Source organism: Streptomyces sp. CNP082 (assembly GCF_059570535.1).
In genome coordinates, this window is sequence record NZ_JCANSZ010000020.1 from 33,641 (window position 1) to 52,201 (window position 18,561).

14 protein-coding genes and 2 pseudogenes are annotated in these 18,561 nt (G+C 72.6%); 11 read left to right on the forward strand and 5 right to left on the reverse strand.

Translation table 11 applies throughout. From position 1 onward, the window contains the following. Positions 1-434: 434 nt before the first annotated feature. Positions 435-3,998, forward strand: coding sequence for a transcription-repair coupling factor (mfd, locus tag B124_RS17750; protein WP_496503837.1), 3,564 nt, complete (start codon positions 435-437; stop codon positions 3,996-3,998). 120 nt (positions 3,999-4,118) lie between these two features. On the opposite strand, the gene B124_RS17755 is transcribed toward mfd, so the two are convergent. Then, positions 4,119-4,871 (reverse strand): SDR family NAD(P)-dependent oxidoreductase, encoded by a 753-nt coding sequence (locus tag B124_RS17755; protein WP_496503838.1) that lies wholly within the window; start codon positions 4,869-4,871, stop codon positions 4,119-4,121. 140 nt (positions 4,872-5,011) lie between these two features. Between B124_RS17755 and B124_RS17760 the strand changes: the two genes are divergently transcribed. After that, a complete protein-coding gene (locus tag B124_RS17760; protein ID WP_496503839.1) occupies positions 5,012-5,941 on the forward strand; it encodes an AraC family transcriptional regulator in 930 nt (309 codons plus the stop codon). 102 nt (positions 5,942-6,043) lie between these two features. Here the strand turns inward: B124_RS17760 and B124_RS17765 are convergent, their stop codons facing one another. The 3 genes and pseudogenes from B124_RS17765 to B124_RS17775 form a co-directional block, all read right to left on the reverse strand. Beyond that, the gene (locus tag B124_RS17765; protein ID WP_496503840.1) at positions 6,044-6,217 is read right to left on the reverse strand and encodes a type II toxin-antitoxin system VapC family toxin; all 174 of its coding nucleotides are present in this window, start codon (positions 6,215-6,217) and stop codon (positions 6,044-6,046) included. 68 nt (positions 6,218-6,285) lie between these two features. Then, positions 6,286-6,771, reverse strand: a complete 486-nt coding sequence (locus B124_RS17770) for a DinB family protein (RefSeq protein ID WP_496503841.1) — start codon at positions 6,769-6,771, stop codon at positions 6,286-6,288. Between the two features lie 203 nt (positions 6,772-6,974). Then, a pseudogene (locus B124_RS17775) lies at positions 6,975-7,118 on the reverse strand (AraC family transcriptional regulator); the annotation flags it as partial. Between B124_RS17775 and B124_RS17780 the strand changes: the two are divergent. The 6 genes from B124_RS17780 to B124_RS17805 all read left to right on the forward strand — a co-directional run bounded on the left by B124_RS17780 (position 7,087) and on the right by B124_RS17805 (position 14,346). Continuing rightward, positions 7,087-7,689, forward strand: a complete 603-nt coding sequence (locus B124_RS17780) for an LLM class flavin-dependent oxidoreductase (protein ID WP_496503914.1) — start codon at positions 7,087-7,089, stop codon at positions 7,687-7,689. The pseudogene B124_RS17775 and the gene B124_RS17780 sit on opposite strands and share 32 nt — an antisense overlap. A 114-nt stretch (positions 7,690-7,803) precedes the next feature. Then, positions 7,804-8,610 (forward strand): protein kinase, encoded by an 807-nt coding sequence (locus B124_RS17785; RefSeq protein ID WP_496503842.1) that lies wholly within the window; start codon positions 7,804-7,806, stop codon positions 8,608-8,610. A 141-nt stretch (positions 8,611-8,751) separates the two neighbouring features. After that, complete coding sequence (locus tag B124_RS17790) at positions 8,752-9,771, forward strand: ArsR/SmtB family transcription factor (RefSeq protein WP_496503843.1); 1,020 nt, start codon at positions 8,752-8,754, stop codon at positions 9,769-9,771. Between the two features lie 97 nt (positions 9,772-9,868). Continuing rightward, on the forward strand, positions 9,869-11,761 hold the full coding sequence (locus B124_RS17795; RefSeq protein ID WP_496503844.1) for a glycoside hydrolase family 127 protein: 1,893 nt from the start codon (positions 9,869-9,871) through the stop codon (positions 11,759-11,761). Positions 11,762-11,845: 84 nt separating this feature from the next. After that, entirely contained in the window at positions 11,846-12,871 is a 1,026-nt protein-coding gene (locus B124_RS17800) for a family 43 glycosylhydrolase (protein ID WP_496503845.1), read from the forward strand. A gap of 62 nt (positions 12,872-12,933) precedes the next feature. Further along, entirely contained in the window at positions 12,934-14,346 is a 1,413-nt protein-coding gene (locus B124_RS17805) for a DUF6055 domain-containing protein (protein ID WP_496503846.1), read from the forward strand. Between the two features lie 102 nt (positions 14,347-14,448). Here B124_RS17805 and B124_RS17810 read toward each other — a convergent pair whose 3' ends face one another. Continuing rightward, positions 14,449-14,799 (reverse strand): ArsR/SmtB family transcription factor, encoded by a 351-nt coding sequence (locus B124_RS17810; RefSeq protein WP_496503847.1) that lies wholly within the window; start codon positions 14,797-14,799, stop codon positions 14,449-14,451. A 91-nt stretch (positions 14,800-14,890) separates the two neighbouring features. Here B124_RS17810 and B124_RS17815 point away from each other — a divergent pair, with 91 nt between their 5' ends. The 3 genes and pseudogenes from B124_RS17815 to B124_RS17825 all read left to right on the forward strand — a co-directional run bounded on the left by B124_RS17815 (position 14,891) and on the right by B124_RS17825 (position 18,547). Continuing rightward, the gene (locus tag B124_RS17815) at positions 14,891-16,063 is read left to right on the forward strand and encodes an MFS transporter (protein ID WP_496503848.1); all 1,173 of its coding nucleotides are present in this window, start codon (positions 14,891-14,893) and stop codon (positions 16,061-16,063) included. A gap of 72 nt (positions 16,064-16,135) precedes the next feature. Beyond that, positions 16,136-17,672 (forward strand): annotated as a pseudogene (locus B124_RS17820) (family 43 glycosylhydrolase). 89 nt (positions 17,673-17,761) lie between these two features. Continuing rightward, a complete protein-coding gene (locus tag B124_RS17825) occupies positions 17,762-18,547 on the forward strand; it encodes an HNH endonuclease family protein (protein ID WP_496503849.1) in 786 nt (261 codons plus the stop codon). Positions 18,548-18,561: the final 14 nt, after the last annotated feature.

Consider the following 18,561-nt stretch of genomic DNA (forward strand, 5'->3'; position numbering starts at 1 on the left):
GCAGTTTCGGCAACATTTCCCCCCATAACGGTTCGACGTCTATGGAGCCTCGACTTTGGTGGCGTGCGGCCCCAGCCGAGACCCGGGACCGCCCGGTGTGTCTTTGGTGCAAGCACGATAGGAGGGAAGGGGAATTGATCGCTATTGTCCTTAGAGGCAGTTGCAGGTCCCGCTTGCTGCGGGCGGCGCCTGCGCGTCGGCGCTTTCCGGATCTTCGGCGGGGCTCGCGGCCGGGCGGCCGGTGCTTTCGGCTGCGGGCGCGGGTGTCGGTGGGGCGTCGTACGCTGGAGACCCCCGGGGCGTTCGCCGCCTCGGGCTGTTCGCGTTGCCCACTCAGCCCAGCCCTCCGCCTGGCCCGCCCAGCATTGCCCGCTCAAGCCCTGCCCACCAGCTCTGCCCACCAGCCTCTGCCACCCACCCGGAGCGGATCTCCCATGAGCCTGCACGGCCTGCTCGACGCCGTCGTCCGCGACCCCGCGCTCGCCGAGGCGGTGACGGCCGCCGAAGGCGGCGGCCGGCCGCACGTCGACCTCGTCGGCCCGCCCGCCGCCCGCCCCCTCGCGCTTGCGGCGCTCGCCGCCCGGACCGGGCGCCCGGTGCTCGCGGTCACCGCCACCGGCCGCGAGGCCGAGGACCTGGCCGCCGCCCTGCGCTCGCTGATGCCGCCGGGGCGCGAGGACGCCGTCGTGGAGTACCCGGCGTGGGAGACCCTGCCGCACGAGCGGCTTTCGCCCCGCTCCGACACCGTCGGCCGCCGCCTCGCCGTGCTGCGCCGGCTCGCGCACCCGGACCCCGGTGACCCGGCCGCCGGCCCGGTCTCCGTCGTCGTCGCGCCCGTACGCTCCGTGCTCCAGCCGCAGGTCAAGGGGCTCGGCGACCTCAAGCCCGTGGCGCTGCGCAGCGGGATGTCCGCCGATCTCGAAGAGACGGTGCAGGCGCTGGGGGCCGCCGCGTACAGCCGGGTGGAGCTGGTGGAGAAGCGCGGCGAGTTCGCGGTGCGCGGCGGGATCCTCGACGTGTTCCCGCCCACCGAGGAGCATCCGCTGCGGGTGGAGTTCTGGGGCGACGACGTCGAGGAGATCCGCTATTTCAAGGTCGCCGACCAGCGCTCCCTGGAGGTCGCCGAGCACGGCCTGTGGGCGCCGCCGTGCCGCGAGCTGCTGCTGACCGCCTCCGTCCGGGCCCGGGCCGCCGATCTGGCCGTAGCGCACCCGCAGCTCGGCGAGATCCTGAGCAAGATCGCCGAGGGGATCGCGGTGGAGGGCATGGAGTCCCTGGCGCCGGTCCTCGTGGATGACATGGAACTGCTGCTCGACGTGCTGCCGGCCGGCAGCATGGCGGTGTCCTGCGACCCCGAGCGGGTGCGCACCCGCGCCGCGGACCTGGTCGCCACGTCGCAGGAGTTCCTCCAGGCGTCGTGGGCCGCGTCAGCCGGGGGAGGGCAGGCGCCGATCGACCTGGAGCTGCTGGGCCGGGCGTCGCTGTGGGGCATCGCCGACGTCCGCGACCACGCCCGCGAGCTGGGCATGATGTGGTGGTCGGTCAGCCCCTTCTCCGTCGGTACGGAGCTGGAGGACGACGCCCTGGAGCTGGGGCTGCACGCCCCGGAGGTCTACCGCGGGGACACCGCCCGCGCGCTCGCCGACACCAAGGGCTGGCTCGCCGACGGCTGGCGCGTGGTCTACCTCACCGAGGGCCACGGCCCCGCGCAGCGTACGGCCGAGGTGCTCGGCGGCGAGGGCATCGCCGCCCGCCTCGGCGCGGACCTCGGCCCCGACGCGCTCGCGCCGTCCGTCGTGCACGTCTCGTGCGGCGAGCTGGACCACGGGTTCGTCGCCCCGGAGCTGAAGCTCGCGGTGCTCACCGAGACCGACCTGTCCGGGCAGAGGACCGCCGCCCGGGACGGCGTGCGGATGCCCGCGCGGCGGCGCAAGCAGATCGACCCGCTGACGCTCCAGGCCGGCGACTACATCGTGCACGAGCAGCACGGCGTGGGCCGCTATCTGGAGATGGTGCAGCGTACGGTGCAGGGCGCCACCCGCGAGTACCTGCTCGTCGAGTACGCGCCCGCCAAGCGCGGCCAGCCGGGCGACCGGCTGTACATCCCCACCGACCAGCTCGACCAGGTCACCAAGTACGTCGGCGGCGAGGCCCCCACGCTGCACCGGCTCGGCGGCTCCGACTGGGCGAAGACCAAGTCCCGGGCGAAGAAGGCCGTCAAGGAGATCGCCGCCGACCTCATCAAGCTCTACTCGGCGCGCATGGCCGCCCCCGGCCACGCCTTCGGCGGGGACACGCCCTGGCAGCGCGAGCTGGAGGACGCGTTCCCGTACATCGAGACGCCGGACCAGCTGTCCACCATCACCGAGGTGAAGGAGGACATGGAGAAGCCCGTGCCCATGGACCGCCTCGTCTGCGGCGACGTCGGGTACGGCAAGACGGAGATCGCGGTGCGGGCGGCGTTCAAGGCCGTACAGGACGGCAAGCAGGCCGCCGTCCTCGTGCCGACGACGCTGCTGGTGCAGCAGCACATGGGCACGTTCTCCGAGCGGTACGCGCAGTTCCCCGTGGTGGTGCGGGCGCTGTCGCGGTTCCAGACGGACACCGAGGCCAGGGCCGTGCTCGACGGGCTGCGCGAGGGCTCGGTGGACGTCGTCATCGGCACGCACCGGCTGTTCTCGTCCGACACCCGGTTCAAGGACCTGGGTCTGGTCATCGTGGACGAGGAGCAGCGCTTCGGCGTGGAGCACAAGGAGCAGTTGAAGAAGCTCCGCGCCAACGTCGACGTGCTGACGATGTCCGCCACCCCCATCCCGCGCACGCTGGAGATGGCCGTGACCGGCATCCGCGAGATGTCGACGATCACCACCCCGCCGGAGGAGCGGCACCCGGTGCTGACCTTCGTCGGCCCGTACGAGGAGAAGCAGATCGGCGCCGCCGTGCGCCGCGAACTGCTCCGCGAGGGCCAGGTCTTCTACATCCACAACCGGGTGGAGTCCATCGACCGCGCCGCCTCCCGGCTGCGGGCGGCGGTGCCGGAGGCGCGGGTGGCCACGGCGCACGGGCAGATGTCGGAGTCGGCGCTGGAGCAGGTCGTCGTCGACTTCTGGGAGAAGAAGTTCGACGTGCTGGTCTCCACGACGATCGTCGAGAACGGCATCGACATCTCCAACGCCAACACCCTCATCGTCGAACGCGGCGACACCTTCGGCCTCTCGCAACTGCACCAGTTGCGCGGGCGCGTCGGCCGCGGCCGCGAGCGGGGCTACGCGTACTTCCTCTACCCGCCGGAGAAGCCGCTGACGGAGACCGCGCACGAACGGCTCGCCACCATCGCGCAGCACACCGAGATGGGCGCCGGCATGTACGTGGCGATGAAGGACCTGGAGATCCGCGGCGCGGGCAACCTGCTGGGCGGCGAGCAGTCCGGGCACATCGCGGGCGTCGGCTTCGACCTGTACGTCCGGATGGTCGGCGAGGCAGTCGCGGACTACCGGGCGACGATGGGGGGAGCCGACGGAAAAGCAGCGGAGGCGCCGCCGCCGGAGGTCAAGATCGAGCTGCCGGTCGACGCCCACGTCCCGCACGACTACGCCCCGGGCGAACGGCTGCGCCTCGCGGCGTACCGCGCGATCGCCTCCGTCACGACGGAAGACGACATCCGCGCGGTCCGCGAGGAGCTGACCGACCGCTACGGCCCGCTCCCGGAGCCGGTGGAGAACCTCCTGCTGGTCGCCGGCCTGCGCATGCTGGCCCGCGCCTGCGGCGTCGCGGATATCACGCTGCAGGGCACCCGCATCCGCTTCAGCCCGGTGTCGCTGCGGGAGTCGCAGGAGCTGCGGCTGAAGCGGCTGTACCCGGGCGCGGTGGTGAAGCCGGCGGTGAACCAGATCCTGGTGGACCGCCCGAAGCCGAAGCAGGTGGGCGCGCAGCCGCTGAAGGGCCGCGAACTGCTGGCGTGGGTGGGGGAGCTGCTGACGACGGTCCTGGACTCGTAGACCGGTCCCCTGACCGACGGGTCCGGGAGTACGGGCCCGGCGTGTGCGGGTCCGGGCCTCGTGGACAGCGGTGGCAGGGAAGCGGTGCCACCGCCGCTGCCACCCGCCATGCGTGCCTGCTCAGATCTGGTTCGTGCCTCCGTCGACGTAGAGGTTCGCGCCGACGACGTAGCTGCTCTGTTCCGAGGCCAGGAAGGCCACGACCGCGGCGGCCTCCTCGGGCTGACCCATGCGGCCCTTGGCCACGGTCGCGGCGACGTTCTCCTTGACGGCCCGCGCGGTCTCCTCGTCGCCGAAAGCGGCGGTGCCCCCGGGAGTCTCGATCCATGCCGGCGAGACCACGTTGACCCGGATGCCACGGCCCTTCAGCTCGTTGGACCACGTCCGCGCGAAGGACCGGACGGCCGCCTTCGACGCCGCGTACGCGCCGAACGCCTCCACTCCGCGGTCGCCGGCGGTCGAACCGGCCAGGACGACCGAGGCTCCGTCGTTGAGCAGCGGCAACGCCTTCTGCACGGTGAACAGCGTGCCTTTGACGTTGACCGCGAAGGTCTCGTCGAAGTGCTCCTCGGTGGTCTGCTCCAGCGTCACGAACGTGCCGATCGCCGCGTTCGCCACGAGCACGTCCAGCCCTCTGCCGCGGGCCCGGACCGCGTCGTAGAGCCGGTCCAGGTCGGCCATCGCGGAGATGTCGCCGCCCACCGCCGTGGCCCGGTCCGGTCCGATCGTCTTGACGGCAGCCTCCAACTCGGCCTCGCGCCGCCCGGTGACGAACACGTGCGCGCCCTCGTCCGCCAGCCGTACGGCGGTGGCCAGGCCGATGCCGCTGCTGCCTCCGGTGACCACCGCCGTCTTGCCTTCGAGCTGTCCCATGGGGGTGTCCCTCACTTCTCGACGTCGATCCGTTCGACACCGATAGTGCGGGAGCAACGGAGTAGCATCCATAATGCACAGTCCTGCATTCCTTACGTATCGTCCAGGAGGCGGCGTTGGCGCTCGGCTTTCGGGATCCAGTGGCTGACGCGATCGGCCTGCTCCGGCCCCGTACGGTGGTCGGGCCCAGCCTCCTGGCCGCGGGCGAGTGGGCGCTGCGCTTCGAGAGGTTCCTGCACGTGCGGATCGGCGGCCTCGTGCGCGGCACGTGCTGGCTGATCCTCGAAGGGCACGACCCGGTGCTCCTGCACGAGGGCGACACCTTCATGCTGGGCAACCCGCCGCCCTACGTGCTCGCCAGCACACCCGACGCAACCCCGCGCCCCGCGGCGCCGGTGCTCGCGGGTGCCGAAGACGGGTTCGTGCGGATCGGCCCGGAGTCCGAGGAGGACCTCTACCTCTGCGTCGGGCACATCGCGTTCGACGACAGGAACGCGGGCCTGCTGACCGATCTGCTGCCGTCGCTGGTGATCGTCCGCGTGGGCGATCCTCATGGCGCGCGGCTCGCGCAGCTCATCGATCTCCTGGCCACCGAGGTCGGGGTCACCGCCGCCGGCGGCCCGCTGGTGCAGAACCACCTCGCCCAGATCCTCCTCGTCCACATGCTGCGCGCGCACGCAGGTCAGACGGACCGGCCCACCGGCTGGCTCGGCGCCCTGAACGACGACGCCATCGGTGCCGCGCTGCGCGCCGTGCACGCGGACGTGGCCCACTCCTGGAGCCTCAAGGAGCTCGCGGAGATCAGCCACATGTCGCGTTCCGCGTTCGCCCAGGCGTTCAAGAGCCACGTCGGGGTCCCGCCGCTGGAGTATCTGATCCAGTGGCGCATGAGCCTGGCGCGCGACGCCCTGGCCCGCGACACTCTGTCGATCTCCGAGCTCGCACGGGCCACGGGCTACCTCTCCGAGAGCGCGTTCAGCACCGCGTTCCGCCGCGTGGTCGGCTCATCGCCCGCGCAGTTCCGGAACCAGGCACGGCAGCCGGCGGGCTCGGCCGCGAACGGAGGCTGACGGAAGCTGACGGAAGCTGACGGAAGCGGACGGAGGCTGACGGAAGCGGACGGAGGCTGACGGAGGCGTCCTGTGCTCGGTCGCACCGCGCACGCCGGGGGCTTACGGGCCTTCCCCAGCGAGCGGGTTGCGCACCCGGACCCCGGGGAACCGGCTGAAGTCGCGGTCGGCGGACCAGAGTTCCCGTACGCCGTGCATGCGGCACAGCGCGGCGACCCGCCCGTCGTGCACCATCGGCCCCGCCACCTTGCCCTGCTCCAGCGCCTCGCGGAGCACGGGCCAGTACCCGCTGCCTTACGGGTCCACGGATCCCGTACGTTCCGCCCTCCGCTGTGTGCCCCCGGTCAGCGGCCCGTCGCGCCGTCGATCTGTTCGCGGAGGATGTCCGCGTGCCCCGCGTGGCGGCCCGTCTCCTCGATCATGTGCGTCAGCGCCCACCGCACGCTCGGCCCCTTCCCGCCCCGCCCCGGCACCTGCGCGCCCAGGTCCCCGCACCCGTCGAGGACCCCGTTCGCGCCCTCGACCGCCGCGCGGTAGCCGGCGACGACCTCCGCCACGCTCGCCTCCGCCGGGGCCTCGAAGGTCGCCGGCCAGTCGGTGACCCGCTCGCTGAGGAACGTCGCGCGCTCCACGTACGTGAGGTGGTGCAGCAGGCCCAGCAGGTTCGTACCCGACGGGACTCCGGCCGTGCGCACCTGCGGTTCCGGGGCGTCCTCGACCTTCGCGGCGATCGACGTCCGCAGGTAGTCCAGGAACCCGCGCAGCGTCCCGGCCTCGGTGCCTCCGGTACGCGGCGGCGGGGTGTCCCTGCGGCGGGATGGGGCGGCCATGGGGTGCCTTTCGACAGGTGGCGTCCGGTACGCGGGCAGTGTCGCCCGCGCGGCCGGATCCCGCGAGAAACCTTGCCGTTCCGGCAACACCCCCCGAGCCCGTACCGGACCAGGCACCGCCCCGCCGCAGCCGACTCCCCGCACAGGTCCAGCCCGGTGCTGGACCGTATCGGTCACGACCCGTAACCGTAGGGGAGGGTGGCCTACGGCGGCGGCTGCGGCCCGGTGGTCGCGAAGCGGCTGCGGTACGCGGACGGCGTGGTGCCCAGGTGGCGGGCGAAGGCGCGGCGGAGCGTCTCGTCGCTGCCCAGGCCGCTGAGGTGCGCCGCCGAGGTGACGCTGTGCCCGGCTCGCCGACAGTACGGCCTCGACCTGGTCTCCGTACCCGACCACCCCTACCGGCCCGAACTCCTCGACGCCTGGACCGCCCTCGACGTCATACGGGCGCTGTGGACCCCCGGCGGCGGGCCGGTGGACCTCGACGGCCACCACTACGCGCTGCACGGCGCAGCCCCCGGCCCGCAGCCCGCGCACCCCGTCTCCCTCTGGCTCTGCGCGGTGGGACCGCGGATGCTGCGCCTCGCCGGGGCCGCGGCCGACGGGTGGCTGCCGAGTGTTCCCCACGTCCCGCCGCCCCGACTGGCCCGGGGGCAACTGCTGGTCGACGAGGCCGCGTGGGAGGCCGGTCGCAAACCGGAGCAGGTGCGACGGCTGTACAACGTGTCGCCGGGGCGGGGCGGCTGGCCGCAGGGCGCCCCGCCCGACTGGCCCGAGCAACTGGCCGAGCCGGCCGTAGAAGCGGGCACCAGCGGGTATCTGCTGCCTGTGGGGAGTCCGGAGCTTCTTCAGACGTTCGCCGCGGACGTCGCCCCGGCAACGAGGGAACTCGTCGCCGCCGCCCGTGCGGTCGGCGGGTAGCGCCCGGCGAGCCCCTCTGGCCGCTATTCTCGGGAGTCCGGCCATGGCTGGAGCCCACGCCGAGTGCAGCCCGGGGTACCCCGGTATCAGGTATGGACCGAGGAGCTGACATCCATGGCAGACAGCCTTCCGATTGACGAACTCCGAGCGCTGATCAGGCCGTACACGGGTGAGCTGGCGACACAGATCCGGCCTTCCCGGGAGGTCAGCTCGGACTTCGCGGCGCTGGTCGCGTGCGAAGAGGGCCCGTTCTTCATCAAGGCGATGCGCAACCGGCCCGGCGGGCGGCGGGACTCGATCCTTCGGGAGGGCCTGATCAACCCGTACGTCGTGCCGGTCTCCCCGGCCGTGCGCTGGTGTGCGGAAAGCAAGGAGTGGATCGTCATCTCCTTCGAGGCCGTGGAGGGGCGGCCGGCGGACTTCGCGCCGGGTTCACCGGACCTGCCCGCGGTCGTGGACGCCGTGGACGGTCTCAGTCAGTTGGGCCCCGTGCCGGAGGTCGCCCAGGACTGGGTGGAGACCTGCTGGGACCGGTTCACCGCCGATCAGGCCGAGGCAGAGCTGCTCCGGGGGGACGCGCTGCTGCACACCGGCATCAACCCCGGCAACCTGCATGTCGGCGCCGACCGGACCTGGCTGGTCGACTGGGCGTGGCCCACCCGTGGGGCGGCGTTCATCGACCCGGCCCTGCTGGTCGTGCAACTCGTATCAGCCGGCCACAGCGCTGAGTCGGCCGAATCCCTGGTCTCCCGCTGTGCGGCTTGGGCGAAGGCCGACCCGAAGGCCCTCGACGCCTACGCCGCCGCCAACGTGCGGATGAATCGTGCGCTCGCCGCTCGCAGACCCGAGGAGGACCGGCTGCGGGTGCTGACGGTGGCAGCGGAGGCGTGGGCCGCGCATCGCGGGGTGCGCGTGGCCTGAGCGCGTACGGGTCGTGGGAGGTGGCCGCTGATGGCCGGAGAGACCCCGTCCGCGTGACCCCCGTGGCGTACGGCGCGGTGTGAGCGGGAAGTTGCCCTGCAACTGGGACCGTGTACCGCACGTCTCATCCACGGGGGAATCATGCTTCACATCGAGTTCACGTCTGCCGATCTGAACCGGCTGCGGCTGGCGGGTGACGTCAGTCCCATGTGGGAAGTCGTCCTCAGCCTCCAGGCGTTGCAGACCGACCACGCCGCGCTGGCCCTCGACCCCTGGCGGCGCCGGGTACGGGCCGAGCTGGGCGCCGCCGGGCTCGGCGGCACCGTGGCGTCGTTGCAGCGGTTGTGTCCGGAGGCCGCGTACTTTCCGGACTTTCTCACGCCGGGCAGCGGCGGTGGCGGGACGTTGGACGCCGAGCTGGAGCAGGTGCTGCGGACCCCGAAGGCCCGGTTGCGCAAGGAGATCGGGCTGCTCTGCGCCAACGCCGTACCGCCGCGGGGGGCGCGGCGGTTGGCTGACGGGGATGCCGGGGCGCTGCGGCGGCTCGGGGAGGCGGTGCGGCGGTACAACGCGGTGGCTGTGGCGCCGTACCGGGAGGCGATCCGGTCCGCTGCCGCGGCGGATCGGCCCGTGCGTGCCGAGGCGGCGTTGCGGGAGGGGGCGGAGGGGCTGCTTTCCAGTTACGCGCCGGAGGTGACCTGGCGCGGGGACCGGCTGGAGTGTGCGTACCCGGTGAACAGGGGGTTTGCTCTCGACGGGCGGCCGTTGACGCTGATCCCGTCGTTCTTCTGCACCCGCAGGCCCGTTGCCCTCGCCGATCCTGAATTGCCGCCGGTGCTCGTACATCCGCTCGCCCCAGCGCCCGGCTGGCTGCCCGATCCGGCCACCTCCGCGACCGCCGCCCCGGGGCGCGTCGGTGACTCCCTCGTCCGGCTCATCGGTCTCACCCGTGCCCGGGTGCTGGAGTTGCTCGACCGGCCGATGTCGACGGGGCGGATCGCGGACGCCCTGTACGTCGCGCCCGCCAGCGCCAGCCGGCACGCGGCCGTCCTGCGTGAGGCGGGGCTCGTTCGCTCCGAGCGGCGCGGGCCCTGCGTGATGCACCGGCGTACGGACCTGGGGGAGGCCCTGCTCAACGGCGGGTGGGGCCTTCCGGGTTGACACTGCCCGTGCCGGGAGTAGCTTCGGTGGGTGCCAAATCCCGTACGTTGTCCGGTATGTCGAACCAGAATCAACGTCACGAAGGTGGCCACCCCCCATGAACACACGCCCGAGCAGAAGGCAGTTACTCGCGACGGCGACCGGCGGCGCAGCCGCCGTCGCGCTCGGCGGGTCCGGAGCGGCGGCGACGCCGACCGTCGCCGGGTCCGGACCGCGTCGGGCGGTGCCGGCCGCGGTCCGCGCCGCGGCGCCCTTCCCGCCGAGCGCCGTCTCCCTGCTCGACGGCCCCTTCCGGGCCAACCAGTCGCGTAACACCGCCTACCTGAGCTTCGTCGACATCGACCGCCTGCTGCACACCTTCCGCCGCAACGTCGGCCTGCCCACAACCGCCCAGCCCTGCGGCGGCTGGGAGTCGCCCGACACCGAGCTGCGCGGCCACAGCACCGGCCACCTGCTCTCCGGCCTCGCCCTCACCTACGCGCACACCGGCGACCAGGCCATGCGCGCCAAGGGTGACGAACTCGTCGCCGCGCTGGCCGAGTGCCAGGCCGCCTCGCCCGGTGCCGGCTACGGGCAGGGGTACCTGTCCGCGTACCCGGAGAGCTTCTTCGACCGGCTGGAGGCGGGAGGCGGCGTCTGGGCGCCGTACTACACCATCCACAAGATCATGGCCGGCCTCGTCGACCAGTACCGGCTCGCGGGCAGCCAGCAGGCGCTCGACGTCGTCCTCGCCCAGGCGGGGTGGCTCGACCGGCGCACGGCGGCGCTCAGCCACGACCACATGCAGCGGGTGCTGCAGACCGAGTACGGCGGCATGAACGACGTGCTCGCCGACCTGTACGCCGTCACCGGCGACGCCCGCTGGCTCGACGTCGCCGAGCGCTTCACCCACGACGTCGTCTTCGACCCCCTCGCGGCCAACCAGGACCGGCTCGACGGACTGCACGCCAACACCCAGATCCCCAAGATGGTGGGGGCGCAGCGGCTGTACGAGGAGGGCCGTGCCCCCCGGTACCACACCATCGCGGCGAACTTCTGGCGGATCGTCACCGACGACCACACCTACGTCATCGGCGGCAACAGCAACGGCGAGGTCTTCCACGAGCCCGGCGCCATCGCCTCGCAGCTCGGCAACGGCTGCTGCGAGAACTGCAACAGCTACAACATGCTCAAGCTCACCCGGCTGCTGCACTTCGGCGAGCCCGACCGCGTCGAGCTGCTCGACTACTACGAGCGCACGCTGTTCAACCAGATGCTCGGCGAGCAGGACCCCGACTCCGCGCACGGCTTCAACATCTACTACACCGGGCTGGCCCCCGGCGCGTACAAGCAGCAGCCCAGCTTCATGGGCAGCGACCCGGAGGCGTACTCCACGGACTACGACAACTTCTCCTGCGATCACGGCACCGGCATGGAGACCCACGCGAAGTTCGCCGACACCGTCTACACGCACAGCGCGGACGGCCTTTACGTCAATCTCTTCATCCCCTCCGAGGTGCACTGGCAGGAGCAGGGCATCACCTGGCGGCAGACCACCGGCTTTCCCGACCAGGCGGGGACCACCCTCACCGTCCAGGCCGGCGCCGCCGCGCACACGCTGCGGGTCCGGATCCCGGCCTGGGCCGAGGGTGCCGTCGTCGCCGTCAACGGCGAGGAGCTGCCGGACCGTCCGGCACCCGGCAGTTGGGCGGCCGTGGACAGGCAGTGGCAGACCGGCGACACCGTCGAGGTCTCGCTGCCGATGCGCGTCGTCCTGGAGCCCACCCCCGACGACCCGGCCGTGCAGGCGGTGCTCTACGGCCCGGTCGTGCTCGCCGGCCAGTACGGCGACCGCAGCGGCTTCCCCATGCCGCGGCTGGCGGCCGGCTCGGTCGAGCAGCAGGCCGCCGACCCCATGACCTTCACCGCGCGCGCCGATGGCGAGGACGTCACGCTGCTGCCCCTCGCCCGTACGCACCACACCCGCTATAACGTCTACTGGCGCACCTGAGGACAGCCCGGTACATCCGGGATTTCGAACGCAGTTCTCCGTTTCAGCATGATCGTAAACCGGGGCCAAGGAGGAGGCACCGTGATGACGTACCGGAGACCGTTCGTCCGGCTGGTCGCGGCAGTCGCGGCCATACTGCTCACCGCCGGAGTGGCCGCGGCGGAAACCCCGGCGGAAGCCCCCGCGGAAACCGCGGCCCGCACCGGCCCCGCGGCCAACCCCATCGTCACCGACATCTACACCGCCGACCCCGCCACGCTCGTCGTCGACGGCACCGCGTACGTCTTCACCGGGCGCGACGAAGCGGCGCCCGGCCAGCAGGAGTTCGTCATGCGCGAATGGCATGCCTTCTCCTCGCGGTCCCCCTCGAACGACCCGGCCGCCTGGCAGCACCACGGGGCGATCCTCTCGCTCGACACCTTCGCCTGGGCCGGCGCCAACGCCTGGGCCTCCGAGGTGGTGCAGGGGCCCGACGGCCGGTTCTACTGGTTCGTCTCGGTCGACGGCCGCACCGACGGCGGGTGGATGAACATCGGCGTCGCGGTGGCCGACGACCCCCTCGGCCCGTACCGGGACGCCATCGGCGGCCCGCTGATCTCGGACGCCACCCCCGGCTCCTCCTCGCTGAACATCGACCCGACGGTGTTCATCGACGACGACGGCGCGATCTACCTGTACTGGGGCTCGTACTGGGAGCCCCGAGCGGTGCGCCTCCAGGACTCCATGACCGCGCTCGACGGCGGGGTCTTCGAACCGGCGGGCCTGACGGGATTCTGGGAGGCGCCCTGGCTGTTCGAGCGCGGCGGGGTCTACTACCTGGCCTACGCCTCGAACTCCGGAGCCGACTGCGTCACCGACTCGGCCTACGCCTGCATCAGGTACGCGACCGCCGACAGCCCCGCGGGCCCCTGGACGCACCGGGGAGTCGTGCTGGGCCAGGTCAGCTCCACGACGAACCACCCGGCCATCATGGCGTTCGGCGACCGGTGGCACATGGTCTACCACACGGCCGGCGCTCCCGGCGGCGGCAACTTCCGCCGCTCCGTGGCCATCGACGATCTGTTCTTCGACCCTGACGGCACCATGCGGCAGGTCGTCCAGACCCCCTGAGCCGACGGCAGCCCCGCACCCGTCGGGCTGCCGCAACCCCCCACGACGGAAAAGGTGATCCCATGTCCCGAAGACGACACACGTCCGGCTTACGGGCCCTGTGGCGGCGCGGTCTCGCGCTCGCCGCCGCGTCGGCCGCGGCTCTCGTGCTCGCGGGCCCCTCGGGTCCGGCGGGTGCGGCCGGCCCAGCGGGTACGGCCGGCCCGGCAGGCGCGGCACCGGACGCGCAGGTGCAGGCGGTGAAGCAGACCCGGATCCCGCAGTTCATGATCGACGCGGGGGCCGCGACCGGATACGTAGCGGAGTCGGAGCACTTCGCCGTCCGCTGGGGCGACGCGGTCGACGCCGTCGCGTGGGGAAGGGCGAACCGCGGGCTCGACAACTACCCGCAGTGGGTCGCGGACCACATGGACGACATCTACGACTACTACGTGAACCAGGTCGGGTTCGTCGATCCCGCGGACCACCGGGTCGGCTCCCAGTACAAGATCAATCTCTATCTGTGCGGGACCTGGTCCGGCGACTTCCTGCCGCCGGCCAACTGGGCCGGCCCCGACGACATCGGGCTGGGGCACATGTGCCTGCCGTACGACAAGATCTGGGACGACTGGGTCGAGTCGCACGAGTTGACCCACGTCCTCCAGAACTACGCCGTCGACCTCAACATCGAGGCCGGTCACGGCGGCGGCTGGGGCGCCGGCAACCCGGTGTCCGGGCCGGTGTGGGAAGCCCACGCCAACTACATGGCCCGGATGAAGCGCCCCGAGGTGGTCGTCGGATCCGGCTACTACGTCGACCGCCAGCACCGCCGGTGGCTCTCCCAGGAGACGTACTACGGCGACTGGATGCTGTTCACCACCATCCGGGACCTCTACGGGCCGGAGGCGGTCGACCGGCTCTGGTACGAGGCCGAGCAGGGCGAGCACCCGATCGACACCATCAAGCGGGTCCTCGGCCTCGATCACCAGGAGTTCGCCGGGCTGATCGCCGAGTACACGTCCCGGCAGGTCGTCTACGACTTCGCCGACGGCGCCGCCATCCGCAGTGACTTCTGGCGCGGCGGCGAGAGCTACCGCCCGCTGCACACCGATCCCCTGCAGAGCCTGGGCGGCGGTGTCTACCGCATCGCCGACGGCGATGCCCCGCACCAGTACGGGCACAACGTCATCCAGCTGAACCCGGGCGGCGGCCAGGTGTCCGTCCAGCTCCAGGGCCGGTCCGGCCTCTCCGGTGCCGACTGGCGTTTCCGCCTGGCGGCGGTGAAACCCGACTTCTCCGTCAGGTACAGCAACGCCTTCGCACCCGGTCAGACGGCGGACTTCAGCCTCCAGAGCGGCGAGACGCACCTGATGCTGGTCGTCGCGGCCACCCCGTCGCAGCACCGCAACTACCCGATGTGGGAGGTCGGGGTGGGGGACCCGTTCCCGTACGAGCTGTCGATCCAGGGCGCGTCTCCGGCACGGGCGGCGGAGTAGCGCCGGAAAGGAAGGGCATGAGCGCGGCCCGCCGCCACGGAAGGCGGCGGGCCGTCCGGGCGCCCCCTGCCGCATTGGCGTACGGGCCCGGGGAGGTCCTGCTCAACGCCGGGCGCCGCCGCCGTCCGCCGGCGCCGCTTCCGCCGGTGCCGCGCCGTTCAGCACCGAGTCCAGCAGGCCCGGGAACCGCTCGTCCAGGTCGTCCCGGCGCAGCCGTACCAGCCGCGTCCGGCCCTGGACCGTCGTCCACGTCACGCCCGCCTCGCGCAGCACCCGGTAGTGGTGCGACATCGTCGTCTGGTGGACGTCGAGGTCGCCGCCGATGGCGTTGCAGCTCTCCTCGCCGGTCGCGGCGAGCCGTAGCACGACCTCCAGCCGCACCGGGTCGGAGAGCGCGCGCAGCACGTCCACCATCCGGATCGCCTCGGCCGCGGGCTGGGACACCTCGCGCATCGTCTTCCCTGCTCCTTCCGGCGTCTGCCCCCACCCTACCCACGCATGGATACATGGACAACCATCCATGTATTGCTTACAGTGCCGTTCCGTGACCAGAAAGCTCTTCCCCCTCGCCCTCGCGACCTTCGCCGTCGGCACCGACAGCTACGTCATCGCGGGACTTCTGCCCGTCATCGCCGCCGATCTCGGGGTGTCGACGGCCGCGGCCGGGCAGCTCGTCACGGTCTTCGCCCTGACGATGGCCGCGTCCGCGCCGGTCGTCGGCGCGCTCACCGGCGGGCTCGACCGGCGTACGACCCTGCTGATCGCGCTCGGCGTCTTCGCCGCCGGCAACGCCGCCACCGCCCTGGCCCCCGGCTACGGGACCGCCATGGCCGCCCGCGTCGCCACCGCCGTGGGCGCCGGTGTCATCAACTCCGCCGCCTCCAGCACCGCCGCCGCGATCGTCCCGCCCGAACGCCGCGGCCGGGCGCTGGCGTTCGTGCTCGGCGGGCTGACGCTGGCGACCGCGCTCGGGCTGCCGCTCGGCACGCTGATCGGCAGCGCCGACTGGCGGGTCACGCTCTGGGCCGTCGCCGGGACCGGGCTGGTGGCGGCGGCCGGCGTCGCCGTCGGGCTGCCCGCCGTACGGCTGCCGGCCGCGACGCTCCGCGACCGGCTGCGCCCGCTGGCGCAGGGCGGCCGGGTGCCGGCGCTGCTGACGGTGACGACGCTGGCGTTCCTGGGCGCGTACACGCTCTACACCTACGTCGCCCCCGCCCTGCACGACGCCACCGACGGCGACGAGCCGCTGCTGACCCTGGCCCTGCTGGCCTGGGGCGTCGGCGTGCTGGCCGGGAACACCGCCGCCGGGCGGCTGGTCGACCGCCGCGACCCCGCCCACGTCGTCACCGGGGCGCTCGCGCTCGCCGTCGTCGCGCTCGCGCTGACCCCCCTGGCGACCCGCGCCCTCATACCCGCGCTGGTCTGGGCGGTGGTCTGGGGCGTGGCCGTGGGCTTCGTCGTCGTGCCGCAGCAGCACCGGCTCGTCGCGCTCGGCCCGGCCGCCGCGCCTGTCCTGCTCGGGCTCAACTCCTCCGCGCTGTACGCGGGGATGGCGCTCGGCGGCGGGCTCGGCGGGCTGGCGCAGAAGTGGTCCGGGCTGAGCCCGGCGGGGCTGGGGCCGGTGGCAGCGGGGGTCACCGGGGTGGCGCTGCTGTGGCACCTGGGTACGTCCCGGGCGCCAAGGGCGCCCGCGCCGCGGCGGGTTGTACAACGTTGAAATCTCCGCTACAAACTTCGTGGCACCCTCCCGCGCACCACCCCCACAGGCATCGCACGGAAGGTTCGGACCGTGACCCACGCCGTACGCAGACTCCGCCGCCGGCGCTGGCCGGCCCTGGCCGCGACGCTGCTCGCCGTCGCCGTGGTGGCCGGACTCGGCCCCGCGGCGGCCGACGAGGGCCCCGCGGCCGACCGCGCCGCAGCAGCCCCGGACCCGGCCCCCGCCTCCACCAACCCGGCAGCCGACCGCCCCGCCGCCGCCGGCCAGTTCCGCAACCCCGTCAACACCGGCGCCGACCCCACCCTCGTCACACACCAGGGCAACTACTACGTCGCCACCACCCAGGGCGACGCCATCCGCATGTGGAAGTCCCCCTCCGTCGCCACCCTCCTCACCGCCGCTCCGCACGAGGTCTGGCGCGACAGCGACCCCTCCCGCAACAAGCAGATCTGGGCCCCCGGCCTCTTCCGGGACGGCGGGCGCTGGTACCTCTACTACACCGCCAGCGACGGCAACGACGCCACCCACCGCATGTACGTGCTGGAGTCCGAGGGCGCCGACCCGCTCGGCCCGTACCACTTCAAGGCCAAGGTCGCCGACTTCAACAACGACCGCTGGGCCATCGACGGCGAGCCCTTCCGCCACGACGGCAAGCTGTACTTCGCCTGGAGCGGCCAGCGCGACGACGGCGTCGGCAACCAGCTCTTCGTCGCCCCCATGGCCAACCCCTGGACGCTCTCCGGCGGCCGGGTCCACCTCCCCGCGGACGGCAACTGCCCCGAGGTGCGCGAGGGCCCCACCCCGCTGCACAACGCCGCCGGCCGGCTCTACCTCACCTACTCCGCCTGCGACACCGGCAAGCCCGACTACGCGATCTGGGCCAAGTCCCTCGCCCCCGGCGCGAACCCTCCCCCTACGCCCTGAGGGCGTGGGGGTACCCCCAGCCCCCGCCGCCTGGCGCCAGGAGCCGGGCCCGATGTTCGCGCGCAACGACGGCGCGGGCGTCTACGGCCCCGGGCACCACTTCTTCTTCAAGTCCCCCGACGGCAGCCAGGACTGGATCGCGTACCACGCCAAGAACACGACGACGTACACCTACAGTTGGCGCACCACCCGGGTGCAGAAGATCGGCTGGACCGCGGACGGCCGCCCCGACCTCGGCACGCCCGTGGCCGCAGGCGCCACCATCGATCTGCCCGCCGGCGACCCGGGCCCCGGCACGACGGCCCTCAACGACACCGACCCGCAGGTGACGTACACCGGCAACTGGAACTCCGGCAGCGGCTGCGCCGTGCAGTGCTTCTGGGGCAACGACCACTGGAGCCAGGAGGCCGGCGCGACCGCCACGTTCCGCTTCACCGGTACGCGGCTGGCGCTGCTGTCCGTCAAGGACACCGGCAACGGCATCGCCGCGATCTCCGTGGACGGCGGCGCGGAGCAGCACGTGGACTACTACGGCAGCCCCCGCGTCGGGGAGCAACTGCAGTGGGTGAGCCCGGTGCTGCCGCGCGGCGAGCACACGGTACGGATCCGGGTGACGGGGGACAAGAACCCCGACTCGGGCGCGGCGTTCGTGTCCGTCGACCGGGCGGAGGTCTATCCGTAGCCGGCCGTTAGCATGCGGAGCCGGGGCCCGGCCGGGGTCCCGGCTCGGACGGGGAGGGCGAGTGCCTTGATACGAATACGGCGAGTCCCTTGATACGCATACGCATACGCAGCCTGCTGCCGCTGCTCCTCGCCGCCTCGACGGCGACCGTGACGCTGACCGCCGGCTGTGACACCGCGGCCGACGGCCCCCCGGCGGACAAGCCCCCGAGCGGCAGCGCCCCCGCCACCCCCGGCCGCGCCGCCTCCCCTCTCGACAACCCCGACGGCACCGCCCCCGGCCTCGCCCCCCTGACCACCGCCGCCGACCGCGAGGCCGCCCGCGGCGTCATCGGCCGGCTCACCGCCAAGAACCCCGGATCCGCCGCCGGTTACGAGCGCGACGAGTTCGGCTACGCCTGGCTGGACACCGCGGACGGGATACCGCTGGCCGGCAACGGCTGCGACACCCGCAACGACCTCCTGCGCCGGGACGGACAGGACGTCCGGCTGCGGAGCGGCGACGACTGCACGGTGGAGACCATGGAGCTGGCGGATCCGTACGCCGGCCGGGTCATCGCCTTTGAGCGCGGCCCGTCCTCCTCGATGGAGGTGCAGATAGACCACGTGGTGCCGCTGTCGTACGCGTGGCAGATGGGCGCCGCGACGTGGGCGGAGGACAAGCGCCGGCAGTTGGCGAACGACCCGCTGAACCTCCTCGCGGTCGACGGCGGCACGAACTCCTCGAAGGGCGACTCGGGCCCGGCGGAGTGGCTGCCTCCGGAGGAGGGGATCCGCTGCGCGTACGGCGTACGGTTCGCGCAGGTCGCGCTCGCGTACGAGCTGCCCGTGACGGCGGCGGACAAGCAGACGATGCTTGCCCAGTGCGGCGGATAAGGTGAACCGGCCTG

Excerpts from the sequence above, each read along its gene's own strand:
- B124_RS17755 (WP_496503838.1), bottom strand. The coding sequence starts at position 4,871 with ATGGGACAGCTCGAAGGCAAGACGGCGGTGGTCACCGGAGGCAGCAGC.
- B124_RS17790 (WP_496503843.1), top strand. The coding sequence starts at position 8,752 with ATGCTTCACATCGAGTTCACGTCTGCCGATCTGAACCGGCTGCGGCTG.
- mfd (WP_496503837.1), top strand. The coding sequence starts at position 435 with ATGAGCCTGCACGGCCTGCTCGACGCCGTCGTCCGCGACCCCGCGCTC.
- B124_RS17795 (WP_496503844.1), top strand. The coding sequence starts at position 9,869 with ATGAACACACGCCCGAGCAGAAGGCAGTTACTCGCGACGGCGACCGGC.
- B124_RS17800 (WP_496503845.1), top strand. The coding sequence starts at position 11,846 with ATGACGTACCGGAGACCGTTCGTCCGGCTGGTCGCGGCAGTCGCGGCC.
- B124_RS17785 (WP_496503842.1), top strand. The coding sequence starts at position 7,804 with ATGGCAGACAGCCTTCCGATTGACGAACTCCGAGCGCTGATCAGGCCG.
- B124_RS17805 (WP_496503846.1), top strand. The coding sequence starts at position 12,934 with ATGTCCCGAAGACGACACACGTCCGGCTTACGGGCCCTGTGGCGGCGC.
- B124_RS17810 (WP_496503847.1), bottom strand. The coding sequence starts at position 14,799 with ATGCGCGAGGTGTCCCAGCCCGCGGCCGAGGCGATCCGGATGGTGGAC.
- B124_RS17770 (WP_496503841.1), bottom strand. The coding sequence starts at position 6,771 with ATGGCCGCCCCATCCCGCCGCAGGGACACCCCGCCGCCGCGTACCGGA.